Source organism: Kitasatospora sp. NPDC059088, from assembly GCF_042738155.1.
Taxonomy (GTDB): Bacteria; Actinomycetota; Actinomycetes; order Streptomycetales; family Streptomycetaceae; genus Kitasatospora.
In genome coordinates this window covers 12,865-30,114 of sequence record NZ_JBHYGR010000118.1, presented here as the reverse complement: position 1 = coordinate 30,114, position 17,250 = coordinate 12,865, and the positions used below count along the sequence as shown (strand labels likewise).

Sequence of the window (17,250 nt, the reverse complement as noted above, 5' to 3'; positions counted from 1 at the left end):
CCGGTGCCCGGCCGGGCACCGGCGGCCGCTCGCCCCCTCAGCCGACCCGCTTGGCGACCCTCTGCTCGGCCTCCCGCAGGTGGCCCGCCTCGTCCCTGAGCCGGACTCCCGCCAGCCGGTAGAACTCGGGGCTCTCGTGCGTGGCCATCCGGTCGGAGAGGGCCGCCGCCAGCTCCCCCGTGACCTCCACCAGGTCGGCGAGCTCCCCGAGCATCACGGCGGCCTCCACCGCCGGGACCTTGTCCCGCCCCCGGTCCTTCGCCTTCGGCAGCGCGTTCTCCCGCAGCTGCCGCCGCGCCTCGTCGACCGCGTCGACCATCGCCCGTATCCCGCTGTCCATCCCGCTCCCCTCGCTCCGCCCGTTGTCCGTCCTCGGACATCCTCGGACATCCCCGTCAGTGTCCCCCGCCGAACAAGATTCAAAAACCCGCCCGGTAGCACCCGAAGCCCACCTAGGCTACTTACATGGCAACCTCCGACTCCCTCGCAACCGGCCAGCGCTCGCTCGGCGACCCCACCCTCGACTACCCCCTCTGGCCCCCGCTGACCTCGGGCTGCCCGCGCACCAGCACGGAGGACGTCTCCTACCCCGTCGAGGTCGACTACGCCTACGACAAGGCCGACCCGGCCGCCCTGTTCGCGCCCGTGCGGGCCCGCGCCGGCCTGGAGCGCTGGGCCCCGCTGCTGCCCCCGCTGCTCGCCCCCGGCCTCGGCGAGGGCGCCACCCCGCTGGTGGAGCTCGGGCCGGGCGTGTACGTCAAGGACGAGTCCCGCAACCCGACCTGGAGCCACAAGGACCGGCTGAACCGCTGCACCACCAGCGCCGCCGTCGGCGTCGGCGCGCCCGGCATCGCGGTGGCCTCCTCGGGCAACCACGGCGCCTCGGCCGCCGCGTACGCCGCCCGCGCCGGGCTGCCCTGCGTGGTGTTCACCGGCCCGGACACCCCGCCCGCCGTGGACGCCTTCCTCAACGCCTACGGCGCCGTGGTGCTGCCCGTCCCGTGGGAGTCCCGCTGGCCGCTGCTGCGCCAGGTGGTGGAGCGCTTCGGCCTGCACCCGGTCAGCAACCTGACGACCACCCACACCGGCCACGCCTTCGGCCCCGAGGGCTACAAGACCGTCGCGTACGAGATCTTCCAGGACGTCGGCGTGCCGAGCGCGGTGTTCGTTCCCACCGGGTACGGCGAACTGCTGTACGGCGTCTGGAAGGGCTTCACCGAGCTGCGCCGGCTGGGCCTGGCCGACCGGGTGCCGCGGATCCACGCCTGCGAGTCGGCGGCCTCCGGCCCGCTGCACCGGGCGATCGCCGAGGGCGCCCCGGCCGCGCACGTGACGGTCGGCCGGAGCAACGCGTACTCGATCGCCTCCCCGGTGAGCGGCTACCGGGGCGTGCTGGCGGTGACCGGGAGCGGCGGCGCCGCGCTGACCGTCGACGACCGCCAACTCGCCGACGCCCAGCGGGAGCTGTCCCGGGCCGGGCTGTGGACCGAGCTGTCCGCGGCGGCCGGCCTGGCGGGGCTGCGCAGCCTCGGCGCCGAGGCCCCGGCGGACGGTCCGGTGGTCTGCGTCTCCACCTCCAGCGGGTTCAAGGACAAGGGCATGGGCAGCCGCCCGACCGCCCCGGTCACCCCGACCTGGGAGGAGGTCGAGCGCCGGCTGCGCACCGCCGGGATCACCGGCTAGCACACGGGGGAACGAAGTCCGGACGAGCAAGGCCGGAAGCCTGCTGTTCGTCGGGACGTTCGCTGACGTAGGGTCGGCGTTCGCCCACGCACAGCAGGCTTGCTCCGCCCCACCGTCCCCGCGCCAACTCCCCCGCGTCGAAGGGTAGTCCCGTGCTCCTTTCCCCCCGCCGTCTGCTGCCGCTGGCCGTCGCCGTCGCGGCGGTCCCGGTGCTCGCCCTCCCGGCGGTGCCCTCCGCGGCCGCCTCGTACGGCACTCCGACGATCACCTTCTCGACCGGCTACCTGTCCGGCGCGGTGGGCGCCACCGGCGACCCGACGGTGGGCGTCACGGTCACCCAGAGCGGTGCCCCCGCCTCGGCGCTGACGGTCGCGGCCTCGGCCAGCACCAAGGCCTCGGTGGCCCGGAGCGGCGACGTGACGGTGACCGGCGGCGGCGCCGCCCGCACCCTGGCGGTCGCCGCCCAGGGCGTCGGCTACACCGACCTGACCGTCAAGGTGACCGGCCTGGGCGGCAAGACCGCCACCCGGACCCTGCACTACGCCGCCTCGGCCGCCGTCCGCGACTCCGCCGCGAGCCGCTACCTGACCGGTTCCAGCGACGCCTCGGCCGCCGTGGACGCGGGGGGCGGCTACGTCCTGGTCGGCGACGACGAGTCCAACACCCTGCGGCTCTACGACCGCAACAACTCCGGTGCGCCGGTGCGCAGCTGGGACTTCAGCTCGGCGCTCGGCGTCAGCAAGGAGATCGACATCGAGGCCGCCGCGCGGGTCGGCGACACGATCTACTGGACGGGTTCGCTGGGCAACAACAAGGACGGCAAGGTCAAGCCCGACCGGCACACCCTGTTCACCACCAGGGTGACCGGCTCCGGCGCCGACACCCAGCTGTCGCTGACCGGCTCCTACCAGGGGCTGCGCGACGACCTGATCGCGTGGGACAGCGCCCACGGCGACCGCTACGGCTTCGCGGCCGGCGCCGCCGAGGGCCAGGCGCCCAAGCAGGTCGACGGGTTCAACGTCGAGGGCCTGGAGTTCGCCCCGGGCAGCTCCACCACGGCGTACGTCGGCTTCCGGGCCCCGCTGACCCCGGCGGTCACCGGCGGCCGGGCCCTGCTCGTGCCGGTCACCAACTTCTCGTCCCTGTTCGACGGTTCGGGCACCCACGCGACCGTCGGCGAGCCGATCGAGCTGGACCTCGGCGGGCTGTCCGTCCGCGACCTGCGCCGCAACGCCCTCGGCCAGTACGTGATCGTGGCGGGCTCCTGGGCGGCCGAGGACAACTCCGCCCCGTACGCGCTCTACCGCTGGGACGGCCGGCCGGGCTCCAAGCCGGTCAAGCTGCTCGACCTGCCCACCAGCGACGCCGGCGCCTGGGAGGCCGCCCCGTACCTGCCGGACCTCGACGCCCCGGGCGCTCGCGTCCAGCTGATCACCGACAACGGCTCCGCCGACCTCTACGGCGACGGCACGGACGCCAAGGACCTCACCCACCCGGAGTGGAAGAAGTCCCGCAGCACCTGGTTCACCCTGGGCTGACCCGGGGCCCGCAGACCGTCAGGCCTGCACCCCCGACCCCGCAGACCGGCCCCTCGGCCCCGCCAGGCCGAGGGGCCCTTCCGGCTCCGCTCACAGCTCGACCAGCACCTTCCCCCGGCTCGCCGAGCGGTCGACGTACAGGCTGCGGTAGGCGGCCGGGATGCTGTCGAAGCCCCGGTGGACGGTCTGCTGGTAGCGCAGTTCCCCGCTGCGGACCAGGGCGCCGAGGTCCCGGCGCAGCGCGGCCCAGTTCTCCTCGGTGAACCACTCCAGCGCGAAGATGCCGCGGATCACGGTGCGCGGGAACATGATCATCGGCAGCAGCCGGGGGCCCGCCCAGGCCCCGCCGACCTGGCTGCCCCACTGCCAGCAGACCGCGACCCGGCTGTCCACCGAGAGCATCCCGAAGACGGTGTCGGTGAGCGTGCCGCCGAGGCTGTCGAAGTAGCGGTCGATGCCGTCCGGGGCGAGCTGGGCGAGTTCCTTGGCCAGCCGCTCCGGGTCGTCCCCGTCGCGGTACTCCAGCACCGCGTCGAAGCCCAGCTCCCGTAGCCGGGCGGCCTTCGCCGGGGTCGCGGTGGTGCCGATCACCCGGGCGCCGCGGTGCCGGGCGAGCTGGCCGACCACCGAGCCGACCGCGCCGCTGGCCCCGCTGACCAGCACCGTCAGCCCGGGGCGCACGTCCAGGAACTTCTCCACCGTCCCCCAGGCGGCCATCCCGGGGCCGCCGAGCAGGCCGAGCGCGGTGGTGACCGGCAGCTGCTCGTCGTAGTCGGCGCGGTCCAGCCGCCGGAAGGCCGGGAAGACCATCGGGAAGGTGCCGGTCTGCCAGAGCCAGGACGCGCCGTTGCCGATCACGTGGCTGCGCCAGCCGCCGAAGCCCTGCACCAGGTCCCCGACGGCGAACCGCGCGGCGGGTCCGGCCCGCACCACCTCCATGATCGAGTCGGCGCCCATGTGGTCGCCGACCGGGGTGTCCAGCGCGATGCCCTGGAGGTACGGGTCGACCGACACCCAGCGCGTGCGCAGCAGCATCTCGTCCTCGGCGAGCCGGACGTCCACCTCCTCGACGACCTTCTCGTACATCCGGTCGACGTCCGGCACCCCGTCCACGTGCGCGCGGACGACCCACTTCTCGATCCGCACCTTCCCGGCGGTCAGCACGGACGCCGCGGTCCTCACGGATTCGTTCACGGACTGGCTCACGAGGTGACTCCAAACTGCCGGTCGTCGGGGCCGACCGGGTCGGTGATCAGGGTGGGCGGCGGAGCGTGGTCGTCCACCTCCGCGGTGAACGGCCGGCCGTCGTCGCGGCAGATGAACTGGACGACGTGCCGGCCGGCGGCGGCCGCGCGGATCAGCCCGCCGGTGGTCGCCCAGACGCCGGAGAGGTAGAAGTTGGCCAGGCCGGGCAGCCCGGGGCCGTTGCGCTTGATCTCCTCCTCCAGGGTCTCCCCGCCCTCCACGAAGGGCTGCCAGCCGAGCACCGTGCCGTCGTAGTTGCCGGTGTAGCGGACCTGGGTGAGCGGGGTGGAGACGTCCTTGACGGCCACCGCCTCCCGCAGCCCGGGGTGGTGGCCGTCCAGGAACTCGATGACGGCGTCCCGCACCCGGCGCTTCTCCCGCTGGTACTCCCGGCCCCGGCCGACCGGCAGGGTGTGCAGCTCCTCGCCGCGCCGCTGCCGGACGGCCTGCTCGGGGCCGGTGCTCAGGGCGCGCCAGGGCGCGATGTCGCAGAAGTAGCTGGCGTAGACGACGGTGGTCCCGGCGGGCGACAGCTCGGGGTAGTGCCGGCTGCGGAACTGGATGTTGATGCTGGGGTGCCGGATGCCGGTGAGCCGCGCCGCGAACTCCTCCTCCAGCAGGTAGGTGCTGCACGGGTCGCCCGCCGGGAACGGCGTGCGCAGGCCGAGGAAGACGGTGAGGTAGCCGGGGAAGACCATGCCCGGCTCGGTCAGCGTCTTCGTGTACAGCCGGCGGTAGGTGTCGTTCAGGTAGCGGCCCTTGAGCAGGTCGAGCATGGTGGTGCGGCCGTCGCAGGCGGCCACCACGACGTCCGCCCGCACCTCCCGCCCGTCGCTCAGCCGCACCCCGACGGCGGTGTCCCGCTCGACCAGGATCTCGGTGACCTTGGCGTTGTACGTGATCTCCCCGCCGAGCCGCCGGTAGCGCTGCTCGACCGAGCGCGCCAGCCCCAGCGAGCCGCCCTCCGGCACCCCGGCGGACTGCCCGGCGTGCGAGGCGAGTTGGAAGTACGTCGGCAGCACCGGGAAGTTGGGGTGCTTCTCGTACAGCACGAAGTTGAACGCCTCGCGCAGCAGCGGGCTGCGGAACCGCGCCGAGTAGTCGCTCATCAGCACCGAGATGGAGCGCCGGATCACGTTGACGTACGGCAGGAAGGAGGCGAGCATCCGCCAGCGCTCCCACCGGCCCATCAGCCCGACCGGCTTGAGGAAGGGGTAACGGGTCAGCGCCAGGCGGAACTTGCGCAGGCCCGCGCAGAACTGCCGGATCTGCCGGGCGTCCTCGGGCGCGAGGTCCAGCAGGTGGGCTTCCAGCCGGTCCGGGTCGGAGTAGAAGCGCACCGCCCGGCCGTCCCGGGTGCGCACCACGTTGAACACGTCGAAGTTGCGCATCCGCTTGCCCTGGAGGGCGCCGAGTTCGAGCCAGATCCGGTGCATCTCGTTGCCCGGACCGCTGCCCAGCAGCCAGCTGACGCAGCAGTCGAAGGTGAACTCGCCGCGGTCCCAGGCGGTGCAGCAGCCGCCGGGCAGTTCGTGCATCTCCAGGACCTGGCTGCGGTAGCCGTTCATCTGCGCGTAGCAGCCGGTGGACAGGCCGCCGAGGCCGCCGCCGATGATGACCATGCTCTGCCTGCCGCTCATTCGCCCGCTCCCCGGTCCGGTGCTCCGACGGTGGCCCGGTCGAGTTGCGGCAGCCGGCCCCACTTGCCCGGGTGCCAGGGTTCGCGGTCCTCGCTGGGCCAGGCCCGGAACGGTCGGCCGAGTTCCTGGCAGAGGTACTGGGCGGCGTACCGGCCGCTGGTGGCGGCCCGGATCAGTCCGCCCAGCGAGGCCCACTGGCCGGCCATGGAGAAGCCGGCGAGGCCGGGCAGTCGCATCCGGTCCCGGTTGACCAGGCGGTTGGCGGTGTCCTCGGCCTCGGAGAAGGCCTGCCAGGCGAGGATGCTGCCGCGGGTGTTGCCGGTGAACCGCTCGGTGGTCACCGGCGAGGCGACGTCGACCAGTTCGATCCGGGCGCCGATCCCGGGGTGGACGCGGTCCAGGAACTCCCGGACGAAAGCGGCGACTTCCTGCTTGCGTGCCCGGTAGGCGCGGCGGTCGCGGTTGCGCAGCTCCTTCCAGGACCGGTAGTCGCTGAAGTAGGTGCAGTGCAGGACGGACTTGCCGGGTGGGGCGAAGCCCTCCGCGTAGTTCGAGCGCAGCTGCACCACCAGGCTCTGCTGGAGCGAGCCGGGCAGCCGGGCGGCGTCGGCCGGGCCCAACAGGTAGGTGGTGCAGTGCGGTTCGCCCGCCGGCAGCGGCCCGTCCAGCCCGACGAAGGCGGAGACCACCGCCGGGTAGAGGTTGCCGGGCTTCTCCAGCAGCTCGCCGTACAGCCGGTCGGTGACGGGGCTGGAGTAGCGGCCGCGCAGCAGCCGGTCCAGCACCGTCGGCCCGTCGCAGGCGGCCACCACGTGGTCGGCGAAGTACCGGGTGCCGTCGCGCAGTTCGACGCCGACGGCGCGGTCGTCCTCGATCAGGATCCGGTCCACCCGGCAGCGGTAGTCGATCACTCCGCCGAGCCGGGTGTACCGCTGCTCCACCGAGCGGGCCAGCCCGAGCGAACCGCCCTGCGGGAAGCCCGCGTTGCCGGTGTGGGCGGCCGCCAGGGTGTAGAGGTAGGGCAGCAGCGGGAAGCCGGCCGGCTCCTGGAGGAACATGGTGGGGAAGGCCCGGCGCAGCAAGGGGTCCTGGAAGCGTTCGGCGAAGCGGCTCATCGGGGTGGCCGCGGTGCGCCAGAACAGCCGGAAGGCGGGCAGCACGGTGCGCAGGGTGCGCAGCCGTTCGGCGGTGCTGCGCAGCGGCGGCGGGGTGAGGTCCCAGGGCAGGTCGAGGGCGACGAAGCGGCGCAGGTCGCGGCAGAAGGCGCGGATCGGCGCGGCGTCGCCGGGGGCGAGGGCCAGCAGGTGGGCCTCCAGCCGGTCCGGGTCGGTGTGGAAGGTGACGGCCCGGCCGTGTTCGTCGACGACCCGGTTGAAGGTGTCGAAGTGGGTCACCGACTTGCCGTCCAGGGCGCCGAGTTCGCTCCAGACCTGGTGGGCGCCGGTGCCCTCGGCGGTGCCGATCAGCCAGTCGATGCAGTAGTCGAAGAGGTAGCCCTGCCGGGACCACGCGGTGCAGCAGCCGCCGGGCAGCACGTGCTTCTCCAGGATCCGGGTCTCCAGCCCGCTCATCTGCGCGTAGCAGCCGGTGGCGAGGCCGGCCAGGCCGGCCCCGATCACGATCACCCGGGGCGGGCCTGCGGCGGTCCGCTCCCGGCGGGGCCAGTGCGGCCCGCGGTCAGCGGCGGCCATCGGCGGTGCCTCCCGCCAGGACGGTGGCGGCCAGTTCGGCGTTGCGGGCGGCGAACTCGCCGTCCAGCATCTCGGCGTGGCTGCCGTGCCCGGCGTGCACGGCGGTTCCGGTGGTGGAGGCGCCGTGCCAGGAGCCGGGTTCGCCGCCGGTGTGGACGGCGAGCCGGTCGCGCTCGCAGACCACGTCCAGCCGGGCCCGGACGGTGCCGGTGTTGGGGGTCCTGCTGCAGAACTCCAGGTAGTCCCTGGCCTGGTGCAGGGTCTCCTGGGCGACGATCCGGGAGCCGGTGTGGCGGTGCAGGTGGTCCTGGAGCTCCCGCTCGAACACGGCCACGTGCTCCTCCCCCAGGTCGAAGGCGTCCAGGACCCGGTAGGCGTCCACCAGCAGTACCGATTCGACCGCGCGCCCGCGCCGCTCCAGCTCCTTGGCCACCTCGAAGGCGAGATTGCCGCCGAGCGAGTAGCCGAGCAGCCGGTACGGTCCGGCCGGGTGCAGTTCCTCGACGAGGTCGGCGTAGCGCTCGGTCTTGTCGTCGCCGGTCAGGTAGTTGAAGGCGGCGATCCGGTGGCCGGGCAGGGCGGCGGCGAGCTGCCGGTAGACCAGTCCGTGGCCGCCCGCGGGCGGGAAGCAGAAGACCGTACGGCCCTCGGGCGCTTCGGTGTTGAACCACAGGTGGGGCTGCCCGCCGGCCACCTCGCCGGTGATGATCTGCTCGACGGTGCGGGCCATGCCGTGCAGGGTGGTGACCTTGAACAGCAGGCCGACCGGGATGCTGATGTTGAACTCGGTCCGGAGGTGGTGGATCAGCTCGATCAGTCGGATGGAGCTGCCGCCGAGCTCGAAGAAGTCGTGCTGGAGGCCGACTTCGGGCACCCCGAGCAGCTGCTGCCAGTGTGCGGCGACCCGCTGCTCGTAGAGGGTGACGGGCGGTTCGTGGCGCGCGCCGCCGGTGTCGGCGGCGGGCTCGGGCAGGGCGGCGAGGTCGACCTTGCCGTTCGGGGTGAGCGGCAGGGCGGGCAGGGCGGTGAGGTAGGAGGGGATCATCACGGTGGGCAGGTGCTCGGCGAGGTGGCGGCGCAGTTCTCGGCGGTCCAGCGTGACGCCCTCGGCGGGCACCAGGTAGGCGGCCAGGGCGGGTTCGCCCGCGCCGTCCCGGTGGACCGTCACGCAGGCCTCGGCGACCTCGGGCCGGGCGGTGAGGTGGGCCTCGATCTCGCCCGGCTCGATCCGGTGGCCGCGCACCTTGACCTGGTTGTCGATCCGGCCGAGCAGGTGGGCGGTGCCGGCGGTGTCCCAGCGGCCGAGGTCGCCGGTGCGGTAGAGCCGCCGGGGCGTGCCGTCCAGGTCCATGACCCGGAACCGCTGCTCGGTCTGGGCCGGGTCGTTCGGGTAGCCGGCCGCGACGCCCGCGCCGCCGATCCACAGTTCGCCGGGCACCCCGGCCGGGACGGGCTCGCCGTAGCGGTCCAGGACGTACAGCGCGCTGTTCGGGAAGGGCCGCCCGATCGGGACCATCCGGCCGGGTTCCAGTTCCTCGGCGTCACCCTCGTAGTAGCTGCTGTCCACGGTGGCCTCGGTCAGGCCGTAGGAGTTGACCAGCCGGGTGGCCGGGCCGCACAGGGCGCGCAGCCGGTGGTGTTCGGCGGCCTTCCAGGAGTCGGAGCCGACCACCAGCAGCCGCAGGAAGTCCAGCCGCAGGCCGTCGCGTTCGCAGTGCGCCAGCAGGGCGCGGGCCACGGCGGGGACGAACTCGCCGCAGTCCACGGCCTCTTCGCGCATCACCCGGTACAGCCGGGCGGTGTCGAAGAGCAGCTCGCGGTCGACCAGGACGAGCGTGCCGCCGGTGCCGAGGGCCCGGGCGAGGTCGCCGGTGAACACGTCGAAGGCGGTGCCGGCCATCTGGAGGTGCACCCGGGCCTCGGTGTCCAGGCGGTACTCGGCCCGCCAGCCCGCCGTGGCGGCGGCCAGCTGGCAGTGCTGGACCAGGACGCCCTTGGGCCGCCCGGTGGAGCCGGAGGTGTGGATCAGGTACGCGGGCCGGTCCGGGTCGGCGGCGGGCAGCGGCCCGGCGGCGGCCGCGGGCCGGTCCAGGTCGGCCGGGGTGACCGGCCGGGCGGGCAGGTCGGCCGCCTCCCGGTGCCGTTCGTCGACCACGACCAGGGTCGCGCCGGCGTCGGCCAGCTGGTGCGCCAGCCGGTCGGCCGGGTGCCCGGGGTCGAGCGGCAGGTAGGCGGCGCCGGCCCGCCAGACCGCCAGCAGGGTGGTGACCAGCTCGGGTGACTTGTCCAGGCAGACCGCGACCACCGAGCCCTCACCGGCGCCGAGTTCGCGCAGCCGGGCGGCGGCGCTCTGGGAGCGCCGGTCCAGTTCTCCGTAGCTCAGCCGCCGGACGCCGTCCCGGCCGGGGACGACCACCGCGACGGCCTCCGGGTGCTCGGCGGCGGCCTTGGCGATCAGCTCGGGCAGCGGCACGTCGTGGTCGATCCGCCGTCCGGCGCCGCTGAACTCCTCCAGCACGAGCCGCCGTTCGGCCTCGTCCAGGATCCGCAGCCGGCCGACCGGCTCGCCCGCCGGGGCCCGGGTCATGGCGTCCAGCAGATTGCGGTAGTGGGCGGCGAGGCGCTGGACGGTTCCGGGTTCGAAGAGGTCGGAGTTGTACTTGAACACGCAGTGGAAGCAGTTGTCCGCGCGGTCCTCGTAGGCGGACAGGGTGAGGTCGAACTGCCCCTCCTCCTCGGGCAGTTCGATGTACTCCAGGCGGTAGCCGAAGCGCTCCACGGCGACCTTGTGGGTGAGCAGGATGAACATCGCCTGGAACACCGCGGAGCGGCTCGGGTCGTGCTGGAGGCCGAGCCGCTCGACCAGCAGCGGGAAGGGGTACTCCTGGTTGTCCAGCCCGCCGAGGACGCTCTCCCGCACCCGGGCCAGCAGTTCGGTGACGGTCGGCTCCCCGGCCAGGCTCACGTGCAGCGGCAGCGGGTTGACGAAGTAGCCGTAGACGGAGGCGAACTCCTCCTGGGTGCGGCCGGTGACGGGACTGCCGACCACGATGTCCGACTGGCCGGACCACCGGTGCAGCAGCAGGTAGTAGGCGCCGAGCAGCACCATGAACGGGGTGGCGCCGTTCGCCCGGGCCAACTCGTGCACCCGGGAGGTCAGTTCCTCGTCGATCCGGAAGAACTCGGAGGCCCCGTTGTGGGTCTGCACGGCCGGGCGGGGCTTGTCGGTGGGCAGGGCCAGCACCGGCATCCCGGCGGGCAGGTGGCCGCGCCAGTAGTCGAGCATCCGCTGCGCCTGCGGCCCGGCCAGGAAGCGGTTCTGGTGGTTGAGGAAGTCCAGGTAGCGGGCGGCCACCGGGGGCAGTTCGGGGGTGCGGCCGCGGCGCAGCGCCTGGTAGACCTCGAACAGCTCCTCGATGAAGGTGAAGGTGGAGATCGCGTCCGAGACGATGTGGTGCACGGCCTTCATCAGCACCCAGCGGTCCGGGCCGCGCCGGAACAGCCGCAGCCGCACCAGCGGGTCCTCGGCCAGGTCGTACGGCCGGCGGTACTCGCGGACGATCAGCGCGTGGATCTCCTCCCAGGGGCGGCCCTCGACGTCGAACAGCGCGGTGTCGGCGACGGCTTCGGCGCGGATCCGCTGGACGGGGCGGCCCTGCTCGGCGGTGAAGGCCGCGCGCAGTCCGGGGTGCCGGGCGACCAGGTGGGCGAAGGCGGTGAACATCAGGTCCGGGTCGAGTTCGGCGCGCACCTCGACCGCGCCGCCGATGTTGTACGCGAAGCCGTCCGGGTGGAGCTGGCGCAGGAACCACAGGGCCTGCTGGTTGTGGGTGAGCGGGTAGCGGGCCTCGTCGGTGTGGAGTTCGACCTCGGCCTGCTGCGGGCCGCCCTCGGCGGCGAGCTGCTCGGCCAGGCCGGCGGTGAGCAGCTCGACCAGGTCGGCCACGCTGCCGTTGCTGAGCAGCGCCACCACCGGGAGGGCGACGCCGAGTTCGCCGTGCACCCGGGCCCGCAGCTCCATGGCGAGCAGCGAGTCCAGGCCGTGGGCGCCGAGTCTGGTGTCCGGGGTGATCCGCTCGACGGCGGTGCGCAGCACGGCGGCGGCGGCCGCGCCGAACCGTTCGGCGACCAGCTGTCGGCGGGCCTGCGGGTCGGCGGCGCGGTAGCCGTCCAGGAAGCCGCCGGTCTCGGCCGGGGCCTGTGCGGCGGCGCCGGCCGCGAGCTCGGCGACCAGCGGCGGCGGGGCGGGGTACCAGGCGAGGAAGGTGGGCCAGTCGACGACGGTGGCGACCAGCAGCTGGGCACGGTCCTGCCCGAGGACGCGTTCCAGGACGGCGGTGCCGGCCTCGGGGGGCAGCGAGCTCATGCCGCGGGCGTCGCGGTAGTGGGCGACCAGGCCGAGTTCCTCGATCATGCCGGTGGCCCAGGGGCCCCAGTCCAGGCTGAGTGCGGGCCGGCCCTGGGCCCGGCGGTGGTGGGCGAGGGCGTCCAGGAAGGCGTTGCCGGCCGCGTAGTTGGTCTGTCCGGCGGTGGTGAGCAGCGAGGCGACGGAGGCGAACAGCACGAAGTGGTCGAGCGGTTCGTCGGCGAGCAGCCGGTGCAGCAGGTGGGCGCCGGCCACCTTGGGGGCGTACCCGGCGTCGAAGGCGGGCCGGTCCATCTGCGCCAGCAGGGTGTCCCTGACCTGTCCGGCGAGGTGGAACACCCCGCGGATGGGCGGGAGTTGGCGGCGGCGGTGGTCGGCGAGCCAGGCCGCGAGGGCCGGTCCGTCGGTGACGTCCACGGTGGCGAGCAGCGGTTCGGCGCCGAGCGCCTCCAGTTCGCGCAGGAAGGCGATCCGCTCCCCGGCGGGTGTCGCGGGGTCGACGGCGTGCCAGTCGGCGCGCGGCGGCAGGGCGGTGCGGCCGACCAGGACCAGCCGCCGGGCGCCGCGCCGCACCAGGGTGCGGCAGAGCAGCCGGCCGAGCGCGCCGAGCCCGCCGGTGACCAGGTAGCAGCCGTCCGGGCGCAGCACCGGCGGCAGCGGCCGGGTGAGGCCCTCGGCGGGGCGCAGCCGGCTGGTAAGCCGGCGGCCGGCCCGCAGGGCGAGTTCCTGTTCGGCCTCGGCCGGGCGGTCGCCCGGGTGGTCGCCCGCATGGTCGCGCGCGTGGTCGCCCGGGCGGGCGGCGACCGGGTCGGCGAGTTCGGCGAGCAGGTCCGCGGCCTGGTCGGCGGCCGGCCGGGCCGGGTCCAGGTCGATCAGGCTGCCGCGCTGGGCGACGAGTTCCTGTTGCCAGAGCACCCGGCCGATGCCCCAGGCGGGGGCGCCGAGCGGTTCGACCCGGTCCTGCGGGCCGGTGGCCTGGGTGCCGCGGGTGACGATGTGCAGCCGGCCGTCGGGGCGGGCGGCGGCCAGCGCCCGGGCGAGGGTGATCAGCGAGTAGGCGCCGTGGGTGGCGAGCCGGTCGAGCTGCCCGGGGTCGCCGGGGTCGAGGGCGTCGAGGGCGGGCAGGTCGAGGTTCCACAGGTGGACGACGGTCCGGTGGGCCGGGTCCAGCTCGGCGAACAGCCGCTGGAGGTCCTCGGCGGAGTCGGGCCGTACGGTCGTCCCGCCGTCCCCGGTGGCGTACGAGGGGCCGGGCCGGACGAGGTGGCAGCGGGTGCCGTGCCCGGCGGCCAGGGCGGCCAGTCGTTCGGCGAGGCCGCCGGCGTCGGCGAACAGCAGCAGGTCGCCGGTGGGGGCGTCGTGCGGCGCGGCCGGGGCGTCCTGCCAGGCGAGTTCGGTGAGCCAGCCGTCGATGGTGGCCAGGCCGACCGAGGCGGCAGCCCGGGCGACGTCGGCGACCTTGAAGCCGGTGATCCGCCCGAGCGGGGTGCCGTCCTCGGCGTACAGGGCGAGGTCGCCGACGAGTTCCTCGGCGCTCTCCCGGGTGACGGTGGCGTGCGCCCAGATCGGGCGGTCGCCGATGGCGTCGAGCCGGACCTCCTCGATCGAGACGGGCAGCCGGACGCTGCCGTCCCCGGGAGCGTGCAGCCGGGTGGTGAGCAGGGTCTGGAAGCAGGCGTCGAGCAGCACCGGGTGGAGGTGGTGGTCGGCGGCGCCGGGGCCGAGCCGCTCGGTGGGGCGGATCCGGGCGAGCGCCTCGCCGGGCCCGGCCCAGACCTCGGCGACGGCGCGGAAGGCCGGCCCGTAGTCGTAGCCGCGCTCGGCCAGCCGCCGGTAGCAGTCCGGGCCGTCGAGGTGCTGCCCGCGTTCGCGCAGCGCGTCGAGGTCGGCGGCGGGGCCGTAGGAGCGGCGCTGGCCGGTGCGGACCCGGCCGCCGGCGTGCACGGTGGGTTCGCCGCCGGCCGGGGTGGCGGCGATGGTGAAGCGGGCGTCCTCGGGGGCGTAGCCGAGCTGGACGGGCACGGGTTCGGTGTCGGAGAGGAACAGCGCCCGGTGCAGTTCGACCTCGGCCAGCACGACCTGGCTGCCGCCGGTCAGCGCGCGGACGGCCTGGGCGGCCATCTCCAGGTACCCGGCGGCGGGGAAGACCGCCCGGCCCTCGATCCGGTGGTCGTCCAGGTAGGGCAGCCGCTCGGGGTCGAGCGCGGTGGTCCAGGTGGGCTGGGCGGCGGCGGTGCGGCGGCCGAGCAGCGGGTGGTCGAGCTGCCCGAGCCGGACCTGCTCGACCGGCTTCGGCTCGGTCCAGTGGCGCTCGCGCCGCCACGGGTAGCCGGGCAGCGGCACCGGGCGCCCGGCCGGGTGCAGCGCGTGCCAGTCCAACTCGACGCCGAGGGTGTGGAGTTCGGCCAAGGTCCGGGCGACGCGCTCGGGTTCGTCCTGCTGCCGGCGGATCGACGGCAGGGTGTGCGCCTGCTCGGCGCACTCGCGGATCGCGTGGCCGAGCACGGGGTGCGGGCCGATCTCCAGGAAGAGCCGGTGCCCGTCCTCGGCCATCCGCTCGACGGCGGCCCGGAAGCGCACCGGGTGGCGGACGTTGTGCCACCAGTACCCGGCGTCCAGCTCGGGCCCCAGGGCGAGCCCCTCGCGGGCGGTGAGGTGGAGCGGCAGCCGGGCCCGCTGCGGCCTGATCCCGGCCAGGGCGGCGGTGAGTTCGGCCCGGATCGGGTCCATCCGCACGCTGTGGTAGGGCACTTCGACGTCCAGGAGGCGGGCGAAGACGCCCTGCCCTTCGAGCGCGGCGGCGAGTTCGCGCAGCGCCTCGGTGTCCCCGGCGAGGGTCACCGCGGAGGGGCTGTTGACGGCGCCGAGCGAGACCCGGTCGCGGTACGGGCGGATCCGACGCTCCGCCTCGGCCTCCGGCAGGCCGACGGCGAGCATCGAGCCCGTCCCGGCCAGCCGCTGCTGGAGCGAGCTGCGGGCGAGCACCACCCGGACGGCGTCGGCCAGGTCGTAGACCCCGGCCTCGTGGAAGGCGGCGACCTCCCCGGTGCTGTGGCCCACCACCGCGTCGGGGTGCACGCCGTGGCTGCGCCAGAGCGCCGAGAGCCCCAGCTGGACGGCGAAGTTGGCGGGCTGGGCGAGCCAGGTCGCGGCCATCCGGGAGTCGGCCTCGTCCCGGCCGAGTTCGTCCAGCAGGGACCAGCCGGCCTGGACGCGGATCTCGGCGTCCACCGCCCGGACGGCCTCCCGGTAGACCGGCTCGCTCTCGTACAGGCCCCGGCCCATCCCCCACCACTGCGGGCCCATGCCGGTGAACACCCAGGCCAGTCGGCGCTGTTGACGCTCCCGGGCCAGGCCCCGGACGACCCGGGGGTGGTCCTCGCCGCGTTCGTGGGCGGCCAGCGCCTCGGCCAGGTCGGCGGGCCCGGTGTGCACCACGGCGAGCCGCTCGGGCAGGTGCTCGCGGCGGTGCGCCAGGGTGTGGCCGAGGTCCGCCGGGCAGGCCCCGGCGGCGATCTCCTGCCGTACGGCGGCGGCGAGTTCGGGCAGTCCGGCGGCGTCCCGGGTGCTCAACGGCAGCACCGTGACGGCCGGTCGCCGGGCGGGGGCGACCGGGGCGGGCGGCGGCGGTTCCTCCAGCAGGACGTGGGCGTTGGTGCCGCCGAAGCCGAAGGAGTTGACGCCGGCCCGGGCCGGCCCCTGGTGCTCGGGCCAGTCGACCGGGGCGGTCGGGATGTCGAAGGGCAGCGCGGCCAGGTCGATGGCCGGGTTGGGCCGCTCCAGGTTGAGGTGCGGCGGGATCCGGCGGTGCCGCAGGGCGAGCGCGGTCTTGATCAGTCCGGCGACCCCGGCGGCGGCCTCGGTGTGCCCGATGTTGGTCTTCACCGAGCCGACGTAGCAGCGCTCCCCCTCGCGGCGCCCGATGCCGAGCACCCGGCCGAGCGCGGCCGCCTCGATCGGGTCGCCGACCGGGGTGGAGGTGCCGTGCGCCTCGACGTACTGGAGGCTGCCGGGCAGCACCCCGGCTCCGGCGCAGACCCGTTCGATCAGGGCGGCCTGGGCGTCCGCGCTGGGGACGGTGATGCCGTTGGTGCGGCCGTCCTGGTTGACGCCGCTGCCGAGGATCACGGCGTGCACCGGGTCGCCGTCGCGCAGCGCGTCGGAGAGCCGCTTGAGCACCACCACACCGACCCCCTCGGCCCGCACGTAGCCGTCGGCGGCGGCGTCGAAGGCGCGCGAGCGGCCGTCGGCGGAGAGGAAGCCGCCCTTGGTCTCGGCGATCGTGTACTGCGGCGCCATGTGCAGCAGGGCGCCGCCGGCCAGGGCGAGTTCGGTCTCGCCGCGGAGCAGGCTCTGGCAGGCCAGGTGGACCGCGACCAGGGAGGAGCTGCACGCGGTGTCGATCGAGACGCTGGGGCCGCGGAAGTCGAAGCAGTGCGAGATCCGGTTGGACACCATCGTCATCATGGTGCCGGTGGCGGTGTGCGCGGCGATGGTGGTGAAGTCCAGGTCGGCGAACTGGAGGATCTTCCAGTCCAGCGTGAAGGCGCCCATGTAGACGCCGACGTCCCGCCCGGCCAGCGCGCCGGGGCGCAGCCCGCCGTCCTCCAGCGCCTCCCAGCTCACCTCCAGGAGCTTGCGCTGCTGCGGGTCCATGTGGGCGGCCTCGCGGGGGCTGATCCCGAAGAAGGCCGGGTCGAAAGTGTCGAAGCCGTCGATGTAGCCGCCCCGGCCGCCGATCAGCCGCCCCGGCTTGGCACGGTCACGGCTGCCCAGGGTGCCGGTGTCGTACCGGTCGGCGGGGGTGTCGGTGAGACAGTCCCGGCCCTCGATCAGGTTGCGCCAGTAGGTCCGGTGGTCGTTGGCGTGTCCCGGCAGGCGGCAGCCGATGCCGGTGATCGCGATCCGTTCGCAGGGCACGGCGAAGGGCGAGGTGGTCATGGTCCAATCCGAGGGTGGTGGCGGGGACGGCACGGGGCACGGGCGGGGCGGCTGCCCGGGGACCGGTCGGAACGGGGGCGGGTCGGAACGGGGCGGGAACGGGGGCGGGTGGGAACGGGGCGGGAGGTCGACGAGCGGTGACGCGG

At 74.5% G+C, this 17,250-nt stretch carries 7 protein-coding genes; 2 read left to right on the top strand and 5 right to left on the bottom strand.

All coding sequences use genetic code 11. The features are described 5' to 3' along the window. Positions 1-37: 37 nt before the first annotated feature. Complete coding sequence (locus ACFWXO_RS35635; protein WP_380529286.1) at positions 38-340, bottom strand: hypothetical protein; 303 nt, start codon at positions 338-340, stop codon at positions 38-40. A 125-nt stretch (positions 341-465) separates the two neighbouring features. Here ACFWXO_RS35635 and ACFWXO_RS35630 point away from each other — a divergent pair, with 125 nt between their 5' ends. Both ACFWXO_RS35630 and ACFWXO_RS35625 read left to right on the top strand, forming a co-directional pair. Beyond that, positions 466-1,683 carry a pyridoxal-phosphate dependent enzyme gene (locus ACFWXO_RS35630; protein WP_380529284.1) on the top strand — a complete coding sequence of 406 codons (1,218 nt, stop codon included), beginning with the start codon at positions 466-468 and terminating at the stop codon, positions 1,681-1,683. A 182-nt stretch (positions 1,684-1,865) separates the two neighbouring features. Then, positions 1,866-3,221: a hypothetical protein gene (locus tag ACFWXO_RS35625; RefSeq protein WP_380529291.1), complete on the top strand. Its 1,356-nt coding sequence runs from the start codon at positions 1,866-1,868 to the stop codon at positions 3,219-3,221. Between the two features lie 90 nt (positions 3,222-3,311). On the opposite strand, the gene ACFWXO_RS35620 is transcribed toward ACFWXO_RS35625, so the two are convergent. The 4 genes from ACFWXO_RS35620 to ACFWXO_RS35605 are packed head-to-tail and all read right to left on the bottom strand — an operon-like array spanning position 3,312 to position 17,104. Then, positions 3,312-4,367, bottom strand: a complete 1,056-nt coding sequence (locus ACFWXO_RS35620; RefSeq protein WP_375894453.1) for a zinc-binding dehydrogenase — start codon at positions 4,365-4,367, stop codon at positions 3,312-3,314. A 56-nt stretch (positions 4,368-4,423) separates the two neighbouring features. Then, on the bottom strand, positions 4,424-6,088 hold the full coding sequence (locus ACFWXO_RS35615; protein WP_375894451.1) for a phytoene desaturase family protein: 1,665 nt from the start codon (positions 6,086-6,088) through the stop codon (positions 4,424-4,426). Between the two features lie 14 nt (positions 6,089-6,102). After that, positions 6,103-7,797 carry a phytoene desaturase family protein gene (locus ACFWXO_RS35610; RefSeq protein WP_380529282.1) on the bottom strand — a complete coding sequence of 565 codons (1,695 nt, stop codon included), beginning with the start codon at positions 7,795-7,797 and terminating at the stop codon, positions 6,103-6,105. Continuing rightward, complete coding sequence (locus ACFWXO_RS35605; RefSeq protein ID WP_380529281.1) at positions 7,784-17,104, bottom strand: amino acid adenylation domain-containing protein; 9,321 nt, start codon at positions 17,102-17,104, stop codon at positions 7,784-7,786. The genes ACFWXO_RS35610 and ACFWXO_RS35605 overlap by 14 nt, the downstream gene beginning before the upstream one ends. Positions 17,105-17,250: the final 146 nt, after the last annotated feature.

Coding starts and splice junctions, on each gene's coding strand:
- ACFWXO_RS35635 (WP_380529286.1), bottom strand. CDS start 340: ATGGACAGCGGGATACGGGCGATGGTCGACGCGGTCGACGAGGCGCGG.
- ACFWXO_RS35615 (WP_375894451.1), bottom strand. CDS start 6,088: ATGGTCATCATCGGCGGCGGCCTCGGCGGCCTGTCCACCGGCTGCTAC.
- ACFWXO_RS35605 (WP_380529281.1), bottom strand. CDS start 17,104: ATGACCACCTCGCCCTTCGCCGTGCCCTGCGAACGGATCGCGATCACC.
- ACFWXO_RS35630 (WP_380529284.1), top strand. CDS start 466: ATGGCAACCTCCGACTCCCTCGCAACCGGCCAGCGCTCGCTCGGCGAC.
- ACFWXO_RS35610 (WP_380529282.1), bottom strand. CDS start 7,797: ATGGCCGCCGCTGACCGCGGGCCGCACTGGCCCCGCCGGGAGCGGACC.